Source organism: Bacillus sp. z26 (assembly GCF_058313635.1).
In genome coordinates this window covers 534,858-556,404 of sequence record NZ_JBZFQM010000001.1, presented here as the reverse complement: position 1 = coordinate 556,404, position 21,547 = coordinate 534,858, and the positions used below count along the sequence as shown (strand labels likewise).

Below are 21,547 nucleotides of genomic sequence, written 5' to 3'. Positions count from 1 at the left end.
AAAATATTAGAAATAGGTTATAGGTATATGTTAGAATTGCACAATATTTTGTATAATATTGGAAAAGAATAAAAGAGGTGGGTACATGAAAGTAGGTTCGTTGATTAAATATTATCGAACTAAGCAGGGATTGACTCAGAGTGAGCTGGTCGAAGGCATATGTTCTGTACCTCATCTAAGTAAAATTGAACATAATGAAAAGGAAGCAAATGATCAAACTATAAATTTGTTGTTACAGCGTTTAGGAGCAGACTTAACGAATGTATATGAACAAAATAATACAGTAAAAAGATTATTGGATGAATGGATTGAATGTATAAATTATTTTCAAACAGAAGAGGCAAAAGAAATTGAACAGCAGCTAAATGAATTCGTGGATTTTATTGTTTATACACCTCATCTCTTTTTATTTGAACTGTATAAATTAAGATACTTATTATTTATTCATGAAACAGAAAAAGCCATCCATCAATATAAATGGCTTGATAAGAATAAGAAGAATTTAAACTATCAAGAAATGTATTTATTGCATTATTATCATGCAATCTGCTTACTTATACAAAATAAATATAAGCAGGCTAATGAAATATTAGAAGAGTTAGTATCCATAAGCAGAGATGGTATGAGTGTTTCAGCGGATGTCTATTATCATCTGGCACTTGCTAAATGTTATATGGAACAGCACGGGCATGCGATCTTCTATGCTAAAGAAGCCTTGAATGCATTTACTGTTCAATATAATTTGAAACGAATTATGCATACACTCGTCATTCTTGGGATCAGTTATACAGATACAGGTATTTATGAGGTAGCGGCAGAATGTTATAAACATTTGAAAAGAACTGCTGAAATCCTCAATGAATCTACCACTTTATCCATTGCCTATCATAATATTGGGTATTTAAAGCAAAAGATAGGTGATATGCGTGAAGCAAGGGATTACTATTATAAAGCTGTAAACTGTGATGCAGGTAATCCACATTCTTATATGGTTAGCCTTTGTGCTTTGGCAGAGACCTCTTATTATTTGGAGGAATGGGAAGAAGCTAAAGAGTATTTACTTATTTTAAAGAAAAAAGCTCATGAAACGGGATCCAAAATATATCAAATGCTACCCAACTATTATTTATATATGATTCAGGGGGAAGAAGAGAGAGCTATCAACTATTTAGAAGAATATACCCTGCCCTACTTATATAATGGGGAATCACATTATAATGACATACGCAGTGTCAGTAAAATTTTGGCTGATTATTATAAGAAATTAGGAAAGTTCCAGAAAGCTTTGCAATATATTTATACAGACTACTAGTCAAGGAGGGAGAAGTTATGAAAAAAAAAGCCCCTATATTGCCGCCAATCGTGTAAAGAGTATTGTCTATAGTGGACTAAGAGAACTGATTGTCTATTCAATCGGTTCTTTTTAATTACTTTTAAGATAAAAAATTTAATAGGATTAATAAAATATCATTTTTGTGCAAAAATTTTTGTTGGGAAAATATAATAGTGATGAGTCCAAACACCTGTTTGGACTAGGAGGCATATAGGTCTCTATAATTATAAATAAATTCTATTTTATAATAAATAGGACGGAAAATGTAACAAAATGTCATAAATATCGACCAAATAACTTGGGAAAGTTTTTAAATCCGACAAAATAAAGAATGAAAATTCAGAATTTATAGTTAATTTGTTCCATATTCAAAGAAAAAAAAAGCTTCTATAATAACGATACACCAAGAAAAGTTCACAAAAATTTAAAAAATGAGAGGAGACTGAAGGATGAAAAAAAGAAAGATCGTTGCCGGAGTTGTTTTAAGTGTATCAATGGCTTTATCTTTTAGCACCGGGACAAATGCTGATGCTAGAGCGAATGCGAAGGATGTCAGTTCAGACAAAACCTACCGTGTTTTGATTCAAGGATCTCAGGCGGAAAAAACGAAAGTGAAGAAAAGTATGGGAGCACACCGAGACTTTAGCAGCCAAGGTTTTACAACAGATGTCTCCGAAAAAGAATATCAGAAACTACTGGAAAATAAAAATATTAAAGTTGAAAAAGTACCGGAATTTAAAATAGCTGCTACAAGTATGGAGAAAGCTACATCTGCACCGTCAACACGTGTGCCATGGGGAATCAAAGCAATTTATAATAATAGTTCTCTTACATCTACTAGTGGTGGCAGCGGGATAAAAGTGGCGGTGTTAGATACGGGAGTTTTAAAAACACATGCTAGTCTCTCCTCTAATATTGAACAATGTAAAGATTTTACCCAAACAAGCAGCACTGTTGTCAATGGATCTTGTACTGATGGGAATGGCCATGGTACACACGTAGCCGGAACAGTAGCTGGTAATGGATCTGGCGTATATGGTGTTGCACCTCAATCTAAAGTATGGGCATACAAAGTATTGGATGCCAGCGGATCCGGTTATTCAGATGATATTGCTGCAGCAATCAGACACGCGGCAGACCAGGCATCCTCAACAGGTTCAAAAGTAATTATCTCTATGTCACTTGGTTCAAGCTCTAATAATTCTCTCATAAGCAGTGCTGTAACGTATGCCTATGGTAAAGGTGTATTGATTATTGCAGCAGCTGGCAATAGCGGTTCATCTGCTAATACAATCGGGTATCCGGGTGCGTTGGCAAATGTAGTAGCTGTAGCAGCCCTTGAAAATGTTCAGGAAAATGGAACCTATCGTGTGGCTAATTATTCATCCAGAGGAAACCCATCGACTGATGGCGATTATGTCATTGGCTTAAAAGATGTGGAAATATCAGCTCCAGGTTCTGCTGTAGAATCAACTTGGCATACAGGCGGATATAATACAATCAGCGGAACTTCAATGGCTACTCCTCATGTGTCCGGACTTGCAGCGAAGATATGGGCTTCCAATACGGGATACTCTCATACACAGCTGCGTGCAGAATTACAAAGACGTGCAAAACTATATGACATTAAAGGTGGAATTGGATCTGCTGCAGGTGATGATTACGCCTCCGGATTTGGTTTTGCAAGAGTACAATAATAGTAGAAATGAACTGGCCTCCCGAATTTAAGGGAGGCTGATTTATAAAAAAGAATTAGAGAATTTAAATCGGGATTGAGCTAGAATCATCAAACTCCTACATTTGAATATGGGATCCAGCCAAAGTAGAGGAGAATCCAGCCGATACAGAGAAAAATCCAGCCAAAGTAGAAGAACATCCAGCCGATACAGGAGAAATACCAGCCAAAGTTGAGGGGAATTAAGCGAAAATGTGCTATACAATACAGCGAATCAGATCACATTTATTAAGCTCATTAATAAAATCCTTATAAAGGAATGGGTGAATATGAAAAAATGGTTTCGAATGGAAGATTGCGGACAGTTATTTCGCTCGATAGCCAAGAAAGGAATGTTGTATTTTTATCAATTTGGGCTAGTTAGTATTGCAGGTTGGACATTGGCAAGTTTAATAATGGCATATCGGGAGGTCTTAATGAATCCTATACAGATTTTAACAGTTACTGAATTATCCAATCTTGATAAAGGTTGGTTTGTAGCCCTAATGACCAATATGGTGACATCGGATGCAAATCGGATTGTGGGGAGAGGGCTTTTTCTGCTAATTATATGGATTTTAGTGTTCTTGCTAGTGCCTTTGGCAACAAGGAGTTTAAAGAGGTTTAGGTTATTTCAGTTTGAGATAGAGATGGATAATGAAGAACCGTCAGAGGAAATGATTCCTGTAGAAATCTTTCAGTATGCACGATTAAAGATAATATCTAATATATATACCAAAAACAATAAAATGAGCCTATATCGTTTTTATGATCAACATAGTGGTTTAGCAGATTACAAAGAGGCACTGGCCTTCTATTTGGAAAGAATGACGGAAGAATATTGGGAGCAAGTGAAAATTGGAATCAATTGGGGATTATATGAATGGCAGTCACTACCGGAAGAATGGAGGCATCAGGCATATATTTCAGCAGATAAAACCAAGCCTTGTATAAAAAACAACAAGATAAATTCAGGACTTGGAGCGAGTAAAAACTCCATGATTTATACGTATCAACATTTAGATGTTGTCCTCGTAACGGTACTGTGGAGCTATACTCATGAGTTTGATGCCATCGACCAGCAATGTATGTATATCCTCCACCATGCCTTATCAGATCGTTTAGAAAATATTAAATATGCCGTATGGGTTGAAAAAAATGCAACCTATGAAAATTTTCATGAAACTGCATGTGAAATAATGGAGAGGTGAATACTGGGTTGCATGATTATATTATGAACAGAGCCAAGTATCGTGCTGAAAAATATAAACAATCGTTAAAAATGTGGAGTGCCTCCAAGGAGGGTAATATGATTAAAATAAAACCAATTACCATGTATGGCTTTAAACTGGAGAAAAAAGAGTATAAAGAATAGCCCGATCCGATTAATGAACCTGTTAACTGGACGGTCTATTTTTTTGAATTAAATGGTGGAATATCTGGTCTATTAGAACAGATGAACTAAATAACTAAAATATAGCGAGCATTTATTGGCTTTAAAAGAAGATAGCGGACTTTTCATTACTTCATGAAAGTATTGTAAGAAACCGTTTGCATAAGAATGGATATTTTTTGACTATCAAATTAAATTTCATGGTTAGAATTGTAATATATATAAAATAATGTTTGAGATACATATATTTGTATGTTAAATTGAAATCATAAGGTTTATGAAAACGTTTTCGTAAAATGAACGTGGATTAATAGTTTGTAAGAATAAAAGTAGCAGCCTATACATATTTTAGAAAACGTTTACTTAAACCAAACACAAAGAGAGAAGAGAGGGTACAAGTATGAAACGTAAAAAATGGTATACAGGTGCTTTATCAGCTTCACTTTTAGCGGCGGCTGTTTTAACGGGATGCTCATCAGAGAGCTCTTCATCTGATAGTAAAGACAAAGTGACAATTGATGTATTTCAGTTCAAAGTGGAATTCAAGGATCAGTTTGAAGATGTTGCCGAACAATATGAAAAAGAAAATCCAGATGTAGAAATTAATATTACTACAGTTGGCGGCGGAGAAGATTATGGTGCAGCATTGAAATCTAAATTTGCTTCAGGCAAGGAACCAGCTATTTATAATGTCGGCGGACCGCAGGATGTTGAAGATTGGAAAGATAAATTAGCTGATTTATCCGATACAAAAGCATCTAAAGAAGCGTTAGATGGAACTCTTGATGGTGTAACTACAGATGGTAAAGTCCTTGGTCTTCCATATAACCAAGAAGGATACGGCTTGCTTTATAACAAAGAAATCTTTGAAAAAGCTGGTATAAAAGCAGAAGAAATCAAAACAATGAAAGCGCTTGAAGAAGCGGTTGAAACAATTGATGGCAAAAAAGACGATCTTGGTATTAAAGCAGTATTTGCTTTACCAGGAAAAGAAAAATGGGTTACCGGGTTGCATGCTTCCAATGTCTTTATCTCTCCAGAATTTGATGAAAATATTATGAATGCTTATAAATCTGACAAAATTGATTTTAAATATGGCGATCAATTTAAAACATACATTGATCTATCCAATAAATATTCTATTCAGCCAACTGTTAGCCTTGATTACTCACAGCAAGTTGAAGAGAACTTCTCTCTTGGAAAAGTAGCAATGATTCAACAAGGGAACTGGGTATATGGTTCCATCGCAGGTATTGATGAAGAATTTGCACAAGAAAAAGTTGGAATTCTACCAATTCCTGTAGAAAGTTATAAAGAAGATTCCCTGCCAGTTGGCATTCCAATGTATTGGGGAGTAAACGGCAATAATGATGAGAAAGTTATTAAGGCTTCCAAAGAATTCCTGGATTGGTTATATACATCTGAAGAGGGCAAAAAGACAGTTCTTGAAGATTTCAGCTTTATTCCTGCATACAAAGGATTTGATTCCAGTAAAATTGCAGACCCAATCTCTAAAGAAGTATATGAATATGCGACTGAAGGAAAAACAATTGGATGGGTATTCATGGGTTATCCAACTGGTTGGGGCGAAGATAAATTAGGTGTAAACATCCAAAAATATTTAAGTGATAAAATGTCTTGGGATGAGCTGATCAAAGAATCTCAAAAATCTTGGACAGAATCACGATAATATTCTTTTAGCGTAATAGAACGCAAAACAAAGTAGTGTTGGGCTACTTTGTTTTGCTATATAGAAAATGGATAAGGTCATAAATTTTGTCACAATATTGGAGGGGTAATAATGCGTACTCGCAGTTTTTCCTACTGGTTATTCCTTACACCGGTTCTAATATCGCTATTTCTTGTAGTCCTTGTGCCACTGGGACTCGGTATATTTTACTCATTTACGGACTGGAATGGCATTCAAACAACCGCTTTTGTTGGCTTTCAAAACTATACTGGTATATTCCAGGAAAAAGAATTTATGGACGCTTTGTGGTTCACAGTTAAATTTTCTATAGTATCCATTATTTTAATTAATGTGATTGGTTTAGTATTAGCTTTAATTGTAACTTCAAAAATTAAATCAAATAATATCTTACGTACGATCTTCTTTATGCCAAACTTGATTGGTGGACTGATTTTAGGGTTCATTTGGCAGTTTATTTTCACGAAAGCATTTGACGCAGTTGGTGTGGCCCTTGGCTATGAAGGTTTACAAGGCTGGCTGTCTACCACATCCACTGGATTCTGGGGATTAGTCATCCTAATGAGCTGGCAAATGGCAGGTTATATCATGATTATCTATATTTCGTATCTCGAGGGTGTTCCAGAAGAATTAACTGAAGCTGCCGAGATTGATGGAGCGAGCTACTTCCAAAAACTTCGTACAATCATATTACCGCTCGTAGCACCGGCATTTACAGTTAGTATGTTCTTGACGCTGTCCAGTGCGTTTAAATTATATGATCAGAACTTAAGCTTAACGGCGGGAGGCCCTTATAATTCTACACAAATGGTGGCTATGGAAATATTCCAGACAGCGTTTAAGGAAAGTGAAATGGCCTATGCCTCTGCAAAAGCAGTTATCTTTTTCTTGATTGTCGCGTCAATCAGCTTGACACAAGTATATATCAACAAGAAAAGGGAGGTTGAATTATAATGCGCAGAAAGCATAACTGGCCCTTAGAAATAATCGGGATTGTTTTGGCCTTAATTTGGCTTTCCCCTTTTTATATCATGATTGTTAATTCACTTAAAACGAAAAAGGAAATGTTTACTGATGTATTGAGCCTACCGGATGCATTTAACTTAGACAACTATGTGGAAGCGTTCGAACAACTGGACTTCCTGAGGACTTTATTTAATTCTGTTTTAATAACAGTCGTAAGTGTGGGTCTGATTATTATCTTTTCTTCAATGGCAGCGTATGCCCTGTCACGAAATAAAAGTAAAACCAGTACGTTTCTATTCTTTATTTTCGTAGCAGCTATGCTGATTCCTTTCCAATCCGTCATGATCCCATTAATTACGGTTTTTGGGAAATTTGAAATGCTGAATCGTACTGGATTAATCTTTATGTATATTGGGTTTGGATGCAGCTTGTCGATCTTCCTGTACCATGGAACATTAAACAGTATATCCAAAACGCTTGATGAAGCAGCAACCCTGGACGGTGCCAACAGATGGCAAATCTTCTGGTATATCATCTTTCCAATGTTAAAACCTATTTCTGTTACAGTCGGTATTTTAAATACAATCTGGATTTGGAATGACTATCTGTTGCCATCTCTTGTAATCAATCAGGATGGAATGCAGACACTTCCTTTGAAAATGTTCTTCTTCTTCGGGGAATATACAAAACAATGGCATCTTGCACTTGCCGGATTAACTTTAGCCATTATTCCAGTCATCATTGGTTATTTCATTGCACAAAAACAAATTATTAAAGGTGTAGCTGAGGGTGCCGTGAAATAACGGTTACGAACGGGGGTGGCTGAGTTGGATGTAACGATAAAAGATGTGGCACGAGAGGCGAATGTAGCACCATCAACTGTATCAAGGGTACTTAAGGATAGCCCTCAAATCAGTGTTCAAACAAAACGAAAAGTTCGAAAAATTATGGATCGGATGGGATATACACCAAATTTCCAAGCTCAAAGTTTAGCGGCGAAAAGTACACAAGCCATTGGTGTGATTATACCGGACACTGCCTATCAAGCATTTAAAAATCCTTTCCTCTCAGTTGTTCTGCGAGGTATTAGCCGGAGAGCCAATCAGCAAAAATATGGGTTATATTTATCTACAAGTTATACTCAAGAGGGAATTTATGAAGAAGTTGTTTCCATGGTTCAAGGAAAAAGGGTAGACGGTTTAATACTGTTATATTCTCGCAAAAGTGATGAAGTGATTGAATTTTTGAAGCAGGTTCATTTTCCGTTTACTGTAATCGGGAGACCATTAATGCATGAAAAAAGTATAACTTATGTAGATAATGATAATGTATCCGTCGCAAAAGAAATTACCAATTATCTGATAAGAATGGGGCATAAAAACATTGCCTTTCTTGGTGGGAATGAGAATTTTGCTGTTACAATCGATCGCTTGAAAGGATACATGGAAGCGCTGGAAGAGAGTGGACTTCCGTTCCGCAGGGAATATCTTATTGATGAACACCAATTTAATGATAAGGGATTCGAATCACTCAAGAATCTGATTAACTACAATCCTATGCCGACAGCCATTATAGCCCAGGATGATTTAATCGGATATGTAATATTAAGTTATTTGGAAAAACTCAATATCCATGTTCCAAGAGACCTTTCCATTATCGGTTTTAATAACCAGCTACTATCTCAGCATTCAAGACCGCCACTGACATCTGTAGAAATACATATTTCACGCCTTGGTGCTGAAGCAACCGATTGTTTAATTGAACAAATTAAAGAACCAAATACTTTTCCCAAAAGAGTTACCATCCCAACAAAGTTTATAAAACGGGAATCGGTCAGAAAAATTTAATTAGCAACATCTTACCACTTTTCTTGAAAAGTGGTTTTTTCGTGAGTTTTCATTTCGCTATCATAATGAATCGAGGAAGAAAACATATTCTAAATGGGATGATCCATAGCCAACCTGCTATTCAAATAAAAAGTAAATCTGATATTTTTATATAACGATACTCTAGATTTTATGAGCGGGCTAGTATGTAGCTTGTCTCTTTTTATCGATTAACCCTCGCATTGCAGTGAGAGAGTTATAGCTTATATGTAAATCAATATATATATGAATAAATGAAATGAAGGATAGATCAGCAGTAAGTCTGTCAGCTGAATCTATCCTTTTCATTACTATTATTGAGCAACTCTGGAGTGATGGATGGCTTTTTTACCATGGGCTGCATAATAAAGGCCTATGCATATAAAAGCGATGACTGCCATCGTTATATAAAGTCCTCTATAACCGGATACAGGAAGGTAGAATCCCTGAACAAACGGTCCAATCCCAATACCGATGTCATACATGACAAAGAAAGTAGAGGTGGCGAGCCCAATCCGGTGAGGAGAAGCCATTTTAATTGCAATGGTCTGTGCACTTGATTGGAAAGTACCCAACCCAATCCCGATTAAAGCACCTGCCAAAAGCAGAGTAATAGAGTGGCTGGTCTGACTAAGTGTTACTAAACCAATTGTGTATAAAATAAGAGATGGATAGATAATGGAATTTTCACCGTATAGATCGAACCATTTACCTGTAAAAGGACGAGTCAATAATAAACAAATAGAATACATGACAAAAAAGAAGCCTGCTGTAGAGACTAAATTAAGTTCCTGAGAATAGGAAGTTAAATACGAAAGAATACTGGAATAGGTGAATCCAATGACTCCAGCTGTAATAGAAATAGGCAAAGCAGCCAACTCGAAGTAGTCGCCTATTTTACGACCCTTCAATGATTCCAGTTGTTCAGCTGAAAGTTCTATCTTCGGAACCTTTAAAAACAGGGTAGCGAGGAAGCTAAAAGCAGCAAAAACAACAGCTGCTGAAAAAACAATAGAATAAGAAAAAGAATTACTGATCATTAAACCTAAAAATGGTCCAATCGCCATGGCTAAGTTGGTGCTCATGGCGAAATACCCCATCCCTTCTCCTCTCCTCGAAGCAGGTAAAGTTTCGGCGACGATTGTTCCTGTAGCGGTAGATGCAAAACCAAAAGAAACACCATGGATGAATCGGATGATTAACAATAGCGTAAGGCTGCTTGCTGTGAAATAGAGAATCGTTGCTACCAAAAAGACAGCAAGACTTATTGTTAGCATTTTTTTAGCTCCGATCATTCCAATCCTTTTACCGGCAATCGGTCTTACCAGCAGAGCCCCTATAACAAATATGCTTGATGCAAGCCCGGCAATACTTTGGCTTGTACCGAAAGTGGTGATTGTATAAAGTGTCAATGTAACCATTAAGCTATAAAACGTTAGAAATATAAATAAATTCGTTGAAGATATTAAAAGGAAATCTTTTGTCCAAAGTTTTGGTTTTTCCATATGTAAGCCACATCCCTATTCCTGTTGTAATTGATTCTGCATGCTGCCAAGTACCTTCATCATCATTTTCATTTCAGCTTCTGATACACTAGACATTACTTTATCTTCAAATTCACTGACCTTTTGTATACAAAGGGTATAGATCTCTTCTCCTGCTTCTGTTAATTGGATTCTTTTTTCCCGTTTATTTACACTCGGAATTTGCACTATTAATCCGCGCTCCTGCAATCGAGTGACCGTTCTGGTTATAGTGGGCTTTTCTACATTCAAATAATTACTTATATCCACAAGTGTGGAGGAACCATGATTTTTTAAATAATAAATAATGGCCCATTGTGAATGGTAAAGATTATACTGTGCCAAATGATCATTCAATCGTTTTGTAAACAATCTCGCTGTCTGTAAATATTGGTGAAAAAAATATTGGTGACCTGAAAGCGACAACTATAACACCACCCCGAAAATAGTTACCTAGGTAACTATACGCTCCTTTTTTATAGAAATCCAATAAAATGCTTTCATAAATTCAAACAGATTATTCTTTAATAGTTTAGTGTAAAAACAAACTAAATGGGGAATAGATGTAGAGATTTAAAAGGTGCTTGCTGAAAAATAGACAAGGAAGCAAGTGAAAACTGGGTATAAGGAGCATAAAAATGTAGAGTGATAATATAATGTTGATTTATAGCAAAGCTTTAGCCATCATATTCACTAGATTCAAATAATGATAGAAAGTAGTTCAGAATGTATGAACAGCTATTCCTTTGATAAAATGAAGGTATAACAATCTACATAACCAGTTTTCACTTGGTACAATTTAAAATGGAGGAGTATGGTCAATGGGAGAATTATTTCAGTTATTAAAGAAAGGAAACACAAGTGCAATTACTGCAGCTATTGTAAACCTGGTAATATCAATCCTTAAAGGTTCTGCGTATTTGTTTACGGGAAATGTGGCTTTATTTGCGGAGACGCTTCATAGTTTAGGAGATGCCGCAAACCAATTCTTCGTATTTATCGGGTCAGCGCTAAGTAAGAAGGCACCGACCAATCGCTTTCCAAATGGATTTGGCCGCTTGGTAAATCTAGTCCTTTTAGGAGCGGTTTTAATTGTTGGAATAATGTCTTATGAAACGATAAAAGAAGGGTACATGCATATAATGCATCCTGGTGAATCCAGTTATTTTTGGGTGAGTATCGGTGTTCTAGTTATCAGTGTTATTCTTGAAACATTTGTTTTAGTGAAAGCAATGAAGGAAATTATGCATGAAGTCGGAGTGGAAGCAAAAGGCTTATCTTTCATATATAAAAGCTTTTCCTATTTTGGCAAAGCAAAGCCTGCAACACGGTTAGTGTTTATGGAAGATTTAGTGGCAACTGGCGGTGGAGTTTTAGCCATTATGGCAATCGTCATCTCCCATTTAACGGACTTTCATGCAGCTGAAGGGATTGCCTCCATTCTTATCGGAATTATGATGTTGTTTGTAGTCGGTAAAGTATTCCTGGACAATGCCGCTGGAGCACTTGGGGAAGCGGATGAATTAATGGAGCAATATATTGGTGATCTCGTCATTCTTGATAAAGATGTAAAAGATGTACAGAATGTTATCGTAATTAAAGAAGGGGAAGATTTCCATGTGGAAGTCTGTGTAGAGATAGATTCAACCTTAACTGTTGCGAACATGGATGATATTAAAGATCGTCTGAAAAAACAAATTTTGGCAGAAAAAGGCGTTGTAGATGTCATGATTGAATTTGACGAAGACGATGGCATAGCAAAGTGGAACCAAAAAGAGAATGCAGCGATAGAATAAAAATAAGCGCTTGATGACAAGTATATGTCTCAAGCGCTTTGTTTAGTTAAGTAGTCGTGGCATATCTAATTTATATAGTTTAGAATAGTGAGGCTCTGTTTGAAGAAGTTCTTCATGTGAGCCGTCCATACTGATCTCCCCGTCTTGAAGGAAGAGTACTCTATTCGTTTTCTCTACACCCATTAAATGATGGGTAATCCAAATAATTGTTTTCCCGTTTAATGTGTCGAAAATGGTTTTCAGAAGACTGCGTTCTGTTTGAGAATCCAGACCTACAGTAGGCTCATCCAAAATAACAATAGGAGTTTTTTGTAAAAGAATCCGGGCAAGCGCGATACGCTGACGTTCGCCGCCTGAAAAACGTCCCCCTAATTCCTGCATGCGAGTTTGATATCCATTCGGCAGTGATTCAATATAATCATGCATCTTAACTAATTTAGCTGCCTCGTATACTTCCTCATCACTGGCCTTTGGATTGCCAAGACGTATATTATTCATAACAGTTGTATCAAATAAATGAGGTTTCTGATGCAGTACAGAAACGAAGCTTGCAATTTGGGAATCCAAATGAGCAATATCTTCACTTGCTATACGTATATTACCCTGGTTAGGTTTATAGGCACCTAATATAAGTTTTACAATCGTACTTTTTCCTGCCCCGCTTTTGCCAAGCATCGCGATTTTTTCACCAGGATGGATGGTAAAGGTTAAATCTTTCAGAACATTAGTCTCCGTGGAAGGGTAAGAAAAATAAACCTGATTAAAGCTAATGGGCAAGGCTTCCTGCGACTTCAAATTATCTAGATTTCTTGCAGATTCAGGGTGTGTTGATCCTTTTATTTCCTGCAATCCATTCATTCGATCCAATGAACTCTTGTAGCTTGAGATTTGGCTTACTGCATCCGAGAGTGGTGCAAATGCATCAATTAACGGGAAAACAACCAAGATAAAAGCTGCAATCCAAATAGGAGAAAATTGTCCGGCCTCTACCTGTAAAGTGACCCAGCAAGCAAGTGCCAAGATAATGGCCAATATAACCGTTTGAAAGAGAAAATTACGTTTACGTTGAAATTGATTAATCCCTGCTTCGAGTTGATCAACATTTTTTTCATCTTTTTCATAGCGTTCGATGAAATCGGCTTGCCTGCCACTGATCATCCAGTCACCAATTCCCATGATTGCATCTGTCAGAGATTGATACAGTCCATTTCTAGCATTTTTCATCCTTGTATTTCTTGCCCTTGTTACTAATAAAGAAACAAGGGGGAACAAGACAATCAGGACGAATAACAATAAAAACATGATTAAGGCAAAGGGGATTGAAAAGAATCCCAGAGCTAAGACAATAATCATATACAAAATAATACTGATGATAGATGGAAAGATTGTCTTAATATATAGATCCTGAAGATGCTCAATATCATCAGCAAGTACACCAAGCAAATCGCCTGTTTTATAACGGGATTTGAAATCCAAAGCATTTGGTTCCAGGGCCTGATACAAACGGACGCGCATACCTGAAAGTATTTTTAAGACAAGGCTGTGGCCACTTAAGCGTTCTGCGTAACGGAATACAGGCCTTGAAACTCCAAACAGTCTTACCAAAACAATAGGTACATAGACAAGAAGTATATTTTCAGGTAAAGTAGCCGACTTGGATATTAAAAAGCCAGATGTAAACATCAAAGCACCGGCACTGAAGAACGTGCCGACACCAAGCACAATCACAATGGTTAAGAGCCATTTGTTTTGGGATAAATAAGGGCCAATCCAAGAATTTTTAAGAATAGATTCAGGGCCTTTTTTCTTAATCATGCTGCACCTCATTTCCCCCTAAATGTTCTTGTATTAAATGGTAATAATGCTCTTCTTTTTTCATAAGCTCCTCATGACTTCCAACTTCAACGATATGTCCCTGATTCAAAACGATAATCTGATCCATATCTGTCATCCAGTGAAGTCGATGGGTTGCAAAAAATACTAGATGATCTTCAAATAACGGAACAATATTGTTCTTTAATTCATATTCCGTTTCAATATCTAGATGTGCGGTTGGCTCGTCAAATAAGAGGATTTTTCGATTTTTGTCGAGAAATGCCCTCGCTAAAGCAACCCGCTGTTCCTGACCGCCGCTCAACATACGTCCGCTTTCCCCAATACGTTCATCCAACCCATTGGGAAGGGCATTCAAAACATCTCTTAAACCGGCTTTATCAATAGCCAATTGAATGTCTTCTTCACTGGCATCAGGAGTATAAAACGTAATATTATTTCGAACAGTATCATTAAATAGATAAGGATGCTGTGGAATATAAAGCAATTGATCCTGCCAACCCATTTCTTTAAAAGAGGAATAGGTCTGATTATTAATGGTAACAGAGCAAGCGGTCGGATTCAAAAAACCGCCAAGTACGTCAATTAAGGTTGATTTCCCGGCTCCGCTTGCACCAATAATGCCAATTTTACCGTATCCTTTCCATGAAAATGATAGGTCATTCAGTGACGATTGATTGGATTCCGCGTGTTGAACTGTTAGATTTCGAATCGTTAAGGAATCTTCATTGGTCCAGGTAAACGCTGATTCATTCCGTTTCTGTTTTAATGAAACGGGCCAATTAATAATCCGTTTGATAGCAGTCATGCTGTTTTTTCCATCTAAAGTAGCATGGTAATCCGTTCCGAAATCACGAATTGGTAAGAAATATTCCGGGGCAAGGATTAAAACAGTCAGTGCAGGTCCCAATAAGATGGTCCCTTCCATAAGTCCAAGACCGAGGAATAAGGCAACAATGGCGACTGAGAGTGAAGTGAAGAAATCCAATGCAAATGTGGAAAGAAAAGCAATGCGAAGTGTTCCCATCGTTGCTTTTCGGTATCGTTCACTCACACTTTGGATATTCCGATCATACTTTTTACTTAATCCCAGTAATCGCAGTGTTTCCAAACCTCGTAATGAATCAACGAAATGATTGGAAAGGACCTGATAAGATTCATACTGTTTATCAGCCTTTCTTTTTGCTGCAATCCCTAGCATGGCCATAAAGAATAATAGGATAGGGAGTACAATGACCACAATTACAGCAGATTGAAAATCAAGTGTCAGTATATAAAGGAAAATTAAAAGGGGGATCAAGAACATATTTATCATCTTCGGCAAGAATAATTTTAAATAGGTTTCAACCTGTGATACTCCCTCCAAAGCCATTGTGACTAAGCTGCCTGTTCCTTCAGATTGGGTGAATCTCGGCCCCAGTTCAAATAATTTCTCCAGTAATTCTTTTCGTAAGGCTGTACCTGATTCGGAGGCGAATCGGTCCATCCATTTATCGCGAATAAAAGTCAAAAAGTGTCGGCCCATAAAAGCTAGTACAAATAAAAGGAAGGGGATAAGCTGTTCAGACAGCTTCTCCCCATTAAATAAATTCGTGATTCCGTCCGCAAGATAAATGGCTTGCATGATAATCGCTATTCCTTGTAATAAGGAAATCACGAATAGGAAGACCATGGTACCCTTTATTCCTTTTATAGTTAAAATCTCTTTATTTATCATTAATGACTCACCGGTTCCTTATCAGAAATACGCTTTCTGAATACGTAATAACTCCATATTTGATAGCCAAGAACAAAGGGAAGTAATATGCATGCTACGATGGTCATTACTTTAAGTGTGTATGGCCCACTGGAAGCGTTCATAATAGTTAAGTTGTATTCGGAACTAATTGAACTGACCATGACTCTTGGGAAGAGACCGACAAATAACATCGTAACTGTGAATAGCATGGTCAAAGCCGTCATTACAAAGGCAAGAGTTTCCTTTTTCTTTGCAGAGAATAAATACCCTAACACAGTTGTTGCAACTGCACCAATCAGGAATAATGGTGTTGCGACTGGCCTTACTGTAAACAAGTCCGTCATCATATAGGTCATTAAAGCAAATACGATCAGCCCTGCCAAAAGAATCCAATACATTTTGGCTACCAATGATTGTGCTCGTTCCCGGATGGGGCCTTCTGTCCGAATACCGATGAATGTTAAGCCATGTACAAGGCATAAGACAATCATAGCGATTCCGCCAACAAGCGAGTAGGGATCAAAATAATCTCCAAAGCTTGCATACATATTTTTAGAAGCATCAATTGGCATTCCGCGTACAAGACTGGTAAAAAGAACTCCCAGCACAAATGCAGGAACTATACCCCCGACAAATATCATCCAATCCCAGAAACTGGTCCACTTTTCATGGACTTTATGCCTGAATTCAAAGGCTACTCCGCGTACGATTAAAGCCAATAGGAATAAAACAAAAGGTAGGTAATACCCACTGAACATTGTTGCGTACCATTCTGGGAATGCAGCGAATATTGCACCGCCGGCTGTTATAAGCCAAACCTCGTTCGCATCCCAGAAAGGACCGATGGTAGATACCAGCTGATCACGTTCTTTTTGGTTGCGTGCAAGAAAACGGGTTGACATTCCAACACCAAAGTCAAATCCTTCTAATATAAAGAAGCCGATAAATAAAACAGCTACAAGGATAAACCATAACTCATTTAAACTCATTGTTCGAAGGCCTCCTTGTCAAATAAATCTATATCCGGTTTTGTATCGTTTGTATGATATGGTCCTTTTTTGACTTCTTTCACAATCAAAGTGATTAATACGAAAGCAAGAACAGTATAGGAACCTAAAAATACAATAATTGATGTTAACAGCTCTCCAGCTGTTACATTTGGAGAAACGGATTGTGCCGTTGTATATAAACCAAAGACTGTCCAAGGTTGACGACCAATTTCAGTCATTATCCAGCCTGCTGTATTAGCCATGAATGGAAGGGCAATCGCTCCAACCATTGCTTTTAAATAGAGTGATTGATTTACTAGATTATTTTTCTTGATAAACAACAGACCCAATGCAGCTAATCCCATTATCATAACACCAGCAATTACCATAATGCGGAAGCTCCAATATACAGCATTAACAGGAGGGATATAATTTCCTTCTCCATAAAGCTCAGTATATTTCTCTTGGAGTGTATTCATTCCTTCTACTGATCCCTCAAAGCTGTTATAAGCAAGGATACTTAAAGCATAAGGGATTTCAAGAGACCACTTGTTTTCACGGTTCTCTGTATCAATATTGGCAATCGCTGACCAGCTTGCCGGGTCAGCGCTGTCTTCCCACAGTGCTTCACTTGCTGCCATTTTCATAGGCTGCGATGACATCAAGTGCTGTGCCTGCCAGTGACCAGTAAAGGCGATTCCAAGGCCAGAGATCATTGCCACAATCATAGCAATCGTAAATGATTTCTTAAATATCTCTAAATTTTGTTTTTTCAGTATTTTAAAAGCACTGATACCGCCGACTACGAATGCCCCGGTTGCAAAAGCCCCAAGTACGGTATGAGGAAATTCAACAAGCAGCTGAGGGTTTGTGATAAAAGCCCCGAAATCATTTAGTACAGCTTTTCCATTCTCCACTGTAATCCCAACAGGTTCCTGCATAAAAGAGTTTGCAGCAAGAATAAACAATGCAGATAGAACTGTACCTATAGATACAAGCCATATGGATAATAAGTGAACCCATCTTGGCAAGCGGTCACGTCCAAACATCCATACACCAATGAATGTGGACTCCAAAAAGAAAGCCAATAAGGCTTCAATCGCTAACGGAACACCAAATACATCTCCGACAAAGCGGGAGTATTCGGACCAGTTCATCCCGAATTGAAACTCTTGAATAATACCTGTGACTACGCCAACAGCAAATGAGATGAGAAAAATATGTCCCCAAAACTTTGCCATTTTCAAATACATTTCCTTCTTCTTGAAAAAGTATAATGTTTCCATTATTGCAACTAAAAATACCAATCCGATAGAGAGCGGTACAAAGAAGAAGTGGTAGATTGTGGTTGCTGCATACTGAAACCGAGCGAGATCCAATACCTCCATTAAACTGTTCACACCTTTCAATTAACTATATATTGTTCACCCATTCACAAACTTAATGAAAAAAAACATTTATAAAATGCTGTCATCTTTATTATACAAGCAACTAATAATTTCTGTGTGAATGAAGTGATGGTTATAATAACTTTAATTGCATAGTAAGGTTTATCCTATGTATGTGTTATTAATTAGTTGTTTTTATAATGACTATTTATAATAGTTATATTAGTACTAAGAATGGTAAATATCTATAACTAAACTAAAATTATTATAATTAATTCAAATTTATGAAACAATATTGTCACAAAAGCTGGGTAGATAGATGGGTATCATTCAGCATATAGATTGACAAAAATAAAAGCTTGATTTATGAAAATCAAGCTGGTAAGTTGGATTAACATTTTATTAACTGGTAGCCTTTGAATTTACAGATATGACGCATAGCCTGGTTAAACGTAGCAAATGTTTCATTTTTTATTTTGGTTCCTTGGCTTACAATTTGGCGGACAAGTGTAGTCGAGAGACCTGTATAAATAACTTCTGTACCTAATAGAGCAAGGGATTGAGAGATGGTTTCCAAATCTCTTACAATATATCCTTCATCCAGTGATGTCATACCAGTGAAATCTATAACCATAAATGAAGCTTGTTTGTCCGAACTTTCATATAGGGCTTTTTCTTTGATTTTTTGAAGACGGTCCTCAGATAAAGATCCTGTAATGGTCATTAAAAGCACATCGTCGAGGATTGTTTTGATAATTGGTGCATACATTTCTTCCATCATCGATTGCCCTTTGTTTAATTCTTCCTCGTAATCCGTTACATCTTTCCATGTGAGCATATATCCTGTTGCACCGTCGCTGAAGAGAAAGGTATTTATAACGATACTGGCAGTATATGTATGAAATACTATTGTGCTTGTATAAGGGAAAGGGCCATTTTCGAGTATTCCGCGTTGGCGGCTTCCATTTGATCTATGAAATTCGGATATGTTTCTTCCAATAAAATCTTCTTTACTTAATAATCCGGTAAAAGGGCTCAGGCGTCGTATTAACTGTTCAGCGTATTGGTTAATAAATATGATTGTAAACGTATTGTCACAGATAAATATATTTTCTCCAACTGCATTTAATAAGTGGCCAGTCTCCTCTGATTGGAAATAATCCATATTTATGCTCCTAACTATAATCAATGCTGTCTTTATAATTATACTAGACAATTGTTCTTTTATAAAATGATTACCTTTTATATTTAGAGGAAATACCAAAGGATGATAGAATTGTATTAGCGAGAAATAAAAACCTATTCAAATAGATGTATGAATCGTCAAAAAATATATGCATCTGGTAATAAAAGTTGTATACTGAAATTTGTGAAAATATAGGAGGTTTTTGAATGAAATATTCTTTAACATGGAATTTAGATAACATATTTCCTAATGGCTCAGAATCACCTGAACTGGTTTCAAAATTAATCGAAATCAAAGAGTTGTTAATTACATACAAAAAGGCAGTAAAAGGTTGGCAGGCTCCTGCAGATGTTAGCGGAACAGAAGAAATGGTGAATATATTAAAGAAAACAGAAGTACTTCAAAAAGCAATCTACCAGGTATCAGCTTTCCTTGAGTGTGCAACCGCACAAAATGTCCACGATACGAAAGCAGATCAATTAAATGGTGAATTGTACACATTAATCAGTGAATTTGAAACAGTCTTTACAGGTTTCACAATTAGGCTTGTCCACATCGATGAATCCGTTTGGCAGGAAATCATTAATCAGCCGCAAATCAGTGAAATCGCTTTCTATATTAATGAACAAAGAGAACGAGGCAAAGAACAATTATCCGAAGCCGAAGAAGCGCTCATTAATGCATTGCGCGTAGATGGATATGTCGGTTGGAGCACTCATTATGATTCACTTGTAAAAACGGTTGAAATACCCTTTATAAAAGAAAATGGCGAGACTGTACTTTTATCAGCAGGCCAAGCTTTCAATAAGATGCATGACGATCCAGATCCGGAAGTCCGTGCTGATTTATTTGAGAAATGGGAAAAGGTATGGGGAGAAAAAGCATCATTATTTGCCGATACGATTAACCATTTAGGTGGCTTCCGTTTGGCAGAATATAAGGCACATGGTGTTGAAGATTTTATGAAAGAACCCTTACAGTACAACCGCATGAGGAAAGAAACATTGGATGTTATGTGGGATGTAATAGCTAAAAATAAACAGCCATTCATAGATTTTCTTAACCGTAAAGCAAAACTATTAGGGAAAGAAAAACTAAGCTGGGTAGATGTTGACGCACCGATTGTAACAACGGAGCCAATGCATTACACATTTGATGAGGGAGCAAAATTTATCATCGAGAATTTCGCGAAATTCGGTGATGAGCTTCCTAAATTCGCCCAGGATGCATTTGAAAATTCATGGATTGAAGCGGAGGACCGTCCTGGTAAGCGTCCGGGGGGATTCTGCACAAGCTTTCCTGAAACTAATGAATCACGTATATTTATGACCTATTCAGGGTCACCAAGCGGTGTAGCTACGCTTGCGCATGAACTTGGACATGCTTTCCACAGTCATGTTTTAAATGAAAAACCATACTTTAATACCGACTATGCGATGAATGTAGCTGAAACAGCGTCTACGTTTGCAGAACAAATTTGTTCGGATGCGAGCGTGCGGGCTGCGGAGTCAGATGAAGAAAAAATTACATTGCTTGATAACAAAATTTTAAATGCGATTGCCATGTTTATGAATATTCATGCCCGTTTTATTTTTGAAACCAATTTTTATACAGAACGCAAAAATGGATTGGTTTCTGCTGAACGCCTGAACGAACTGATGGAATCAGCTCAAAAAGAAGCATATCAGGATTCACTAAGTGAATATCATCCGACTTTCTGGGCAAGTAAACTGCATTTTTATATTGCGGAAGTGCCATTCTATAATTTCCCGTATACATTTGGATATTTATTTAGCTTAGGGATTTATCACTTATCTTTAAAAGAAGGTAAGTCATTTGAGAAAAAATATATTGCTTTATTGCAGGATACCGCTGCTATGACAACAGAAGAATTGGCAATGAAACATTTGGGTGTAGACCTGACGAAGCCAGATTTCTGGCAGGCTGGTGTAGATCTTGCAATTGCTGATGTGTATGAGTTCCTTGAGTTAACGAAGTAAGAAAACTTGTTTCATGGCATTGCCATCTATAGAGAGATGGCAATGTTTTTTTGATATTTATTTATCAATTAAACAGATAAAGAGTAACATATGGTATAGATTGTTAAAAGGGGAT

At 37.0% G+C, this 21,547-nt stretch carries 17 protein-coding genes; 10 read left to right on the top strand and 7 right to left on the bottom strand.

All coding sequences use genetic code 11. From position 1 onward, the window contains the following. Positions 1-85: 85 nt before the first annotated feature. The 8 genes from AC4G3K_RS02565 to AC4G3K_RS02530 all read left to right on the top strand — a co-directional run bounded on the left by AC4G3K_RS02565 (position 86) and on the right by AC4G3K_RS02530 (position 8,961). The gene (locus tag AC4G3K_RS02565) at positions 86-1,312 is read left to right on the top strand and encodes a helix-turn-helix domain-containing protein (protein WP_491075720.1); all 1,227 of its coding nucleotides are present in this window, start codon (positions 86-88) and stop codon (positions 1,310-1,312) included. Positions 1,313-1,782: 470 nt separating this feature from the next. Further along, a complete protein-coding gene (locus AC4G3K_RS02560; RefSeq protein ID WP_491132380.1) occupies positions 1,783-3,030 on the top strand; it encodes a S8 family peptidase in 1,248 nt (415 codons plus the stop codon). Between the two features lie 307 nt (positions 3,031-3,337). Next, complete coding sequence (locus AC4G3K_RS02555; RefSeq protein WP_491132379.1) at positions 3,338-4,258, top strand: hypothetical protein; 921 nt, start codon at positions 3,338-3,340, stop codon at positions 4,256-4,258. Between the two features lie 8 nt (positions 4,259-4,266). Beyond that, entirely contained in the window at positions 4,267-4,422 is a 156-nt protein-coding gene (locus AC4G3K_RS02550; protein ID WP_491132378.1) for a hypothetical protein, read from the top strand. A gap of 418 nt (positions 4,423-4,840) precedes the next feature. Further along, positions 4,841-6,130, top strand: coding sequence for an ABC transporter substrate-binding protein (locus AC4G3K_RS02545; RefSeq protein ID WP_491132377.1), 1,290 nt, complete (start codon positions 4,841-4,843; stop codon positions 6,128-6,130). Positions 6,131-6,241: 111 nt separating this feature from the next. Continuing rightward, a complete protein-coding gene (locus AC4G3K_RS02540) occupies positions 6,242-7,102 on the top strand; it encodes a carbohydrate ABC transporter permease (protein ID WP_491075715.1) in 861 nt (286 codons plus the stop codon). Next, positions 7,102-7,917, top strand: a complete 816-nt coding sequence (locus tag AC4G3K_RS02535) for a carbohydrate ABC transporter permease (RefSeq protein WP_491132376.1) — start codon at positions 7,102-7,104, stop codon at positions 7,915-7,917. The genes AC4G3K_RS02540 and AC4G3K_RS02535 overlap by 1 nt, the downstream gene beginning before the upstream one ends. A gap of 24 nt (positions 7,918-7,941) precedes the next feature. Beyond that, the gene (locus AC4G3K_RS02530; protein ID WP_491132375.1) at positions 7,942-8,961 is read left to right on the top strand and encodes a LacI family DNA-binding transcriptional regulator; all 1,020 of its coding nucleotides are present in this window, start codon (positions 7,942-7,944) and stop codon (positions 8,959-8,961) included. Between the two features lie 332 nt (positions 8,962-9,293). Here AC4G3K_RS02530 and AC4G3K_RS02525 read toward each other — a convergent pair whose 3' ends face one another. Then, a complete protein-coding gene (locus tag AC4G3K_RS02525; RefSeq protein WP_491132374.1) occupies positions 9,294-10,484 on the bottom strand; it encodes an MFS transporter in 1,191 nt (396 codons plus the stop codon). A 15-nt stretch (positions 10,485-10,499) separates the two neighbouring features. Continuing rightward, positions 10,500-10,928, bottom strand: a complete 429-nt coding sequence (locus AC4G3K_RS02520; RefSeq protein ID WP_491132373.1) for a MarR family winged helix-turn-helix transcriptional regulator — start codon at positions 10,926-10,928, stop codon at positions 10,500-10,502. 395 nt (positions 10,929-11,323) lie between these two features. Here AC4G3K_RS02520 and AC4G3K_RS02515 point away from each other — a divergent pair, with 395 nt between their 5' ends. Then, positions 11,324-12,298: a cation diffusion facilitator family transporter gene (locus tag AC4G3K_RS02515; protein WP_491132372.1), complete on the top strand. Its 975-nt coding sequence runs from the start codon at positions 11,324-11,326 to the stop codon at positions 12,296-12,298. 42 nt (positions 12,299-12,340) lie between these two features. On the opposite strand, the gene cydC is transcribed toward AC4G3K_RS02515, so the two are convergent. The 5 genes from cydC to AC4G3K_RS02490 form a co-directional block, all read right to left on the bottom strand. Continuing rightward, positions 12,341-14,086 carry a thiol reductant ABC exporter subunit CydC gene (gene cydC / locus AC4G3K_RS02510; RefSeq protein ID WP_491132652.1) on the bottom strand — a complete coding sequence of 582 codons (1,746 nt, stop codon included), beginning with the start codon at positions 14,084-14,086 and terminating at the stop codon, positions 12,341-12,343. Between the two features lie 19 nt (positions 14,087-14,105). After that, complete coding sequence (gene cydD / locus AC4G3K_RS02505) at positions 14,106-15,845, bottom strand: thiol reductant ABC exporter subunit CydD (RefSeq protein WP_491132651.1); 1,740 nt, start codon at positions 15,843-15,845, stop codon at positions 14,106-14,108. A 2-nt stretch (positions 15,846-15,847) separates the two neighbouring features. Then, positions 15,848-16,858, bottom strand: a complete 1,011-nt coding sequence (gene cydB, locus AC4G3K_RS02500; RefSeq protein ID WP_491132371.1) for a cytochrome d ubiquinol oxidase subunit II — start codon at positions 16,856-16,858, stop codon at positions 15,848-15,850. Further along, positions 16,855-18,246 (bottom strand): cytochrome ubiquinol oxidase subunit I, encoded by a 1,392-nt coding sequence (locus AC4G3K_RS02495; protein ID WP_491132370.1) that lies wholly within the window; start codon positions 18,244-18,246, stop codon positions 16,855-16,857. Before AC4G3K_RS02495 ends, cydB begins: the two co-directional genes overlap by 4 nt. A gap of 391 nt (positions 18,247-18,637) precedes the next feature. Beyond that, a complete protein-coding gene (locus AC4G3K_RS02490; RefSeq protein ID WP_491132369.1) occupies positions 18,638-19,411 on the bottom strand; it encodes an STAS domain-containing protein in 774 nt (257 codons plus the stop codon). Between the two features lie 227 nt (positions 19,412-19,638). On the opposite strand from AC4G3K_RS02490, the gene AC4G3K_RS02485 reads away from it, so the two are divergent. Further along, a complete protein-coding gene (locus AC4G3K_RS02485) occupies positions 19,639-21,432 on the top strand; it encodes a M3 family oligoendopeptidase (protein ID WP_491132368.1) in 1,794 nt (597 codons plus the stop codon). The last annotated feature ends 115 nt before the right edge of the window (positions 21,433-21,547 follow it).

What these genes read in the sequence shown, in the direction of transcription:
- cydB (WP_491132371.1), bottom strand. Translation starts at nt 16,858, where the DNA reads ATGAGTTTAAATGAGTTATGGTTTATCCTTGTAGCTGTTTTATTTATC.
- AC4G3K_RS02535 (WP_491132376.1), top strand. Translation starts at nt 7,102, where the DNA reads ATGCGCAGAAAGCATAACTGGCCCTTAGAAATAATCGGGATTGTTTTG.
- AC4G3K_RS02485 (WP_491132368.1), top strand. Translation starts at nt 19,639, where the DNA reads ATGAAATATTCTTTAACATGGAATTTAGATAACATATTTCCTAATGGC.
- AC4G3K_RS02555 (WP_491132379.1), top strand. Translation starts at nt 3,338, where the DNA reads ATGAAAAAATGGTTTCGAATGGAAGATTGCGGACAGTTATTTCGCTCG.
- AC4G3K_RS02540 (WP_491075715.1), top strand. Translation starts at nt 6,242, where the DNA reads ATGCGTACTCGCAGTTTTTCCTACTGGTTATTCCTTACACCGGTTCTA.
- AC4G3K_RS02495 (WP_491132370.1), bottom strand. Translation starts at nt 18,246, where the DNA reads ATGGAGGTATTGGATCTCGCTCGGTTTCAGTATGCAGCAACCACAATC.
- AC4G3K_RS02490 (WP_491132369.1), bottom strand. Translation starts at nt 19,411, where the DNA reads ATGGATTATTTCCAATCAGAGGAGACTGGCCACTTATTAAATGCAGTT.
- AC4G3K_RS02515 (WP_491132372.1), top strand. Translation starts at nt 11,324, where the DNA reads ATGGGAGAATTATTTCAGTTATTAAAGAAAGGAAACACAAGTGCAATT.
- AC4G3K_RS02545 (WP_491132377.1), top strand. Translation starts at nt 4,841, where the DNA reads ATGAAACGTAAAAAATGGTATACAGGTGCTTTATCAGCTTCACTTTTA.
- AC4G3K_RS02525 (WP_491132374.1), bottom strand. Translation starts at nt 10,484, where the DNA reads ATGGAAAAACCAAAACTTTGGACAAAAGATTTCCTTTTAATATCTTCA.
- AC4G3K_RS02565 (WP_491075720.1), top strand. Translation starts at nt 86, where the DNA reads ATGAAAGTAGGTTCGTTGATTAAATATTATCGAACTAAGCAGGGATTG.
- AC4G3K_RS02560 (WP_491132380.1), top strand. Translation starts at nt 1,783, where the DNA reads ATGAAAAAAAGAAAGATCGTTGCCGGAGTTGTTTTAAGTGTATCAATG.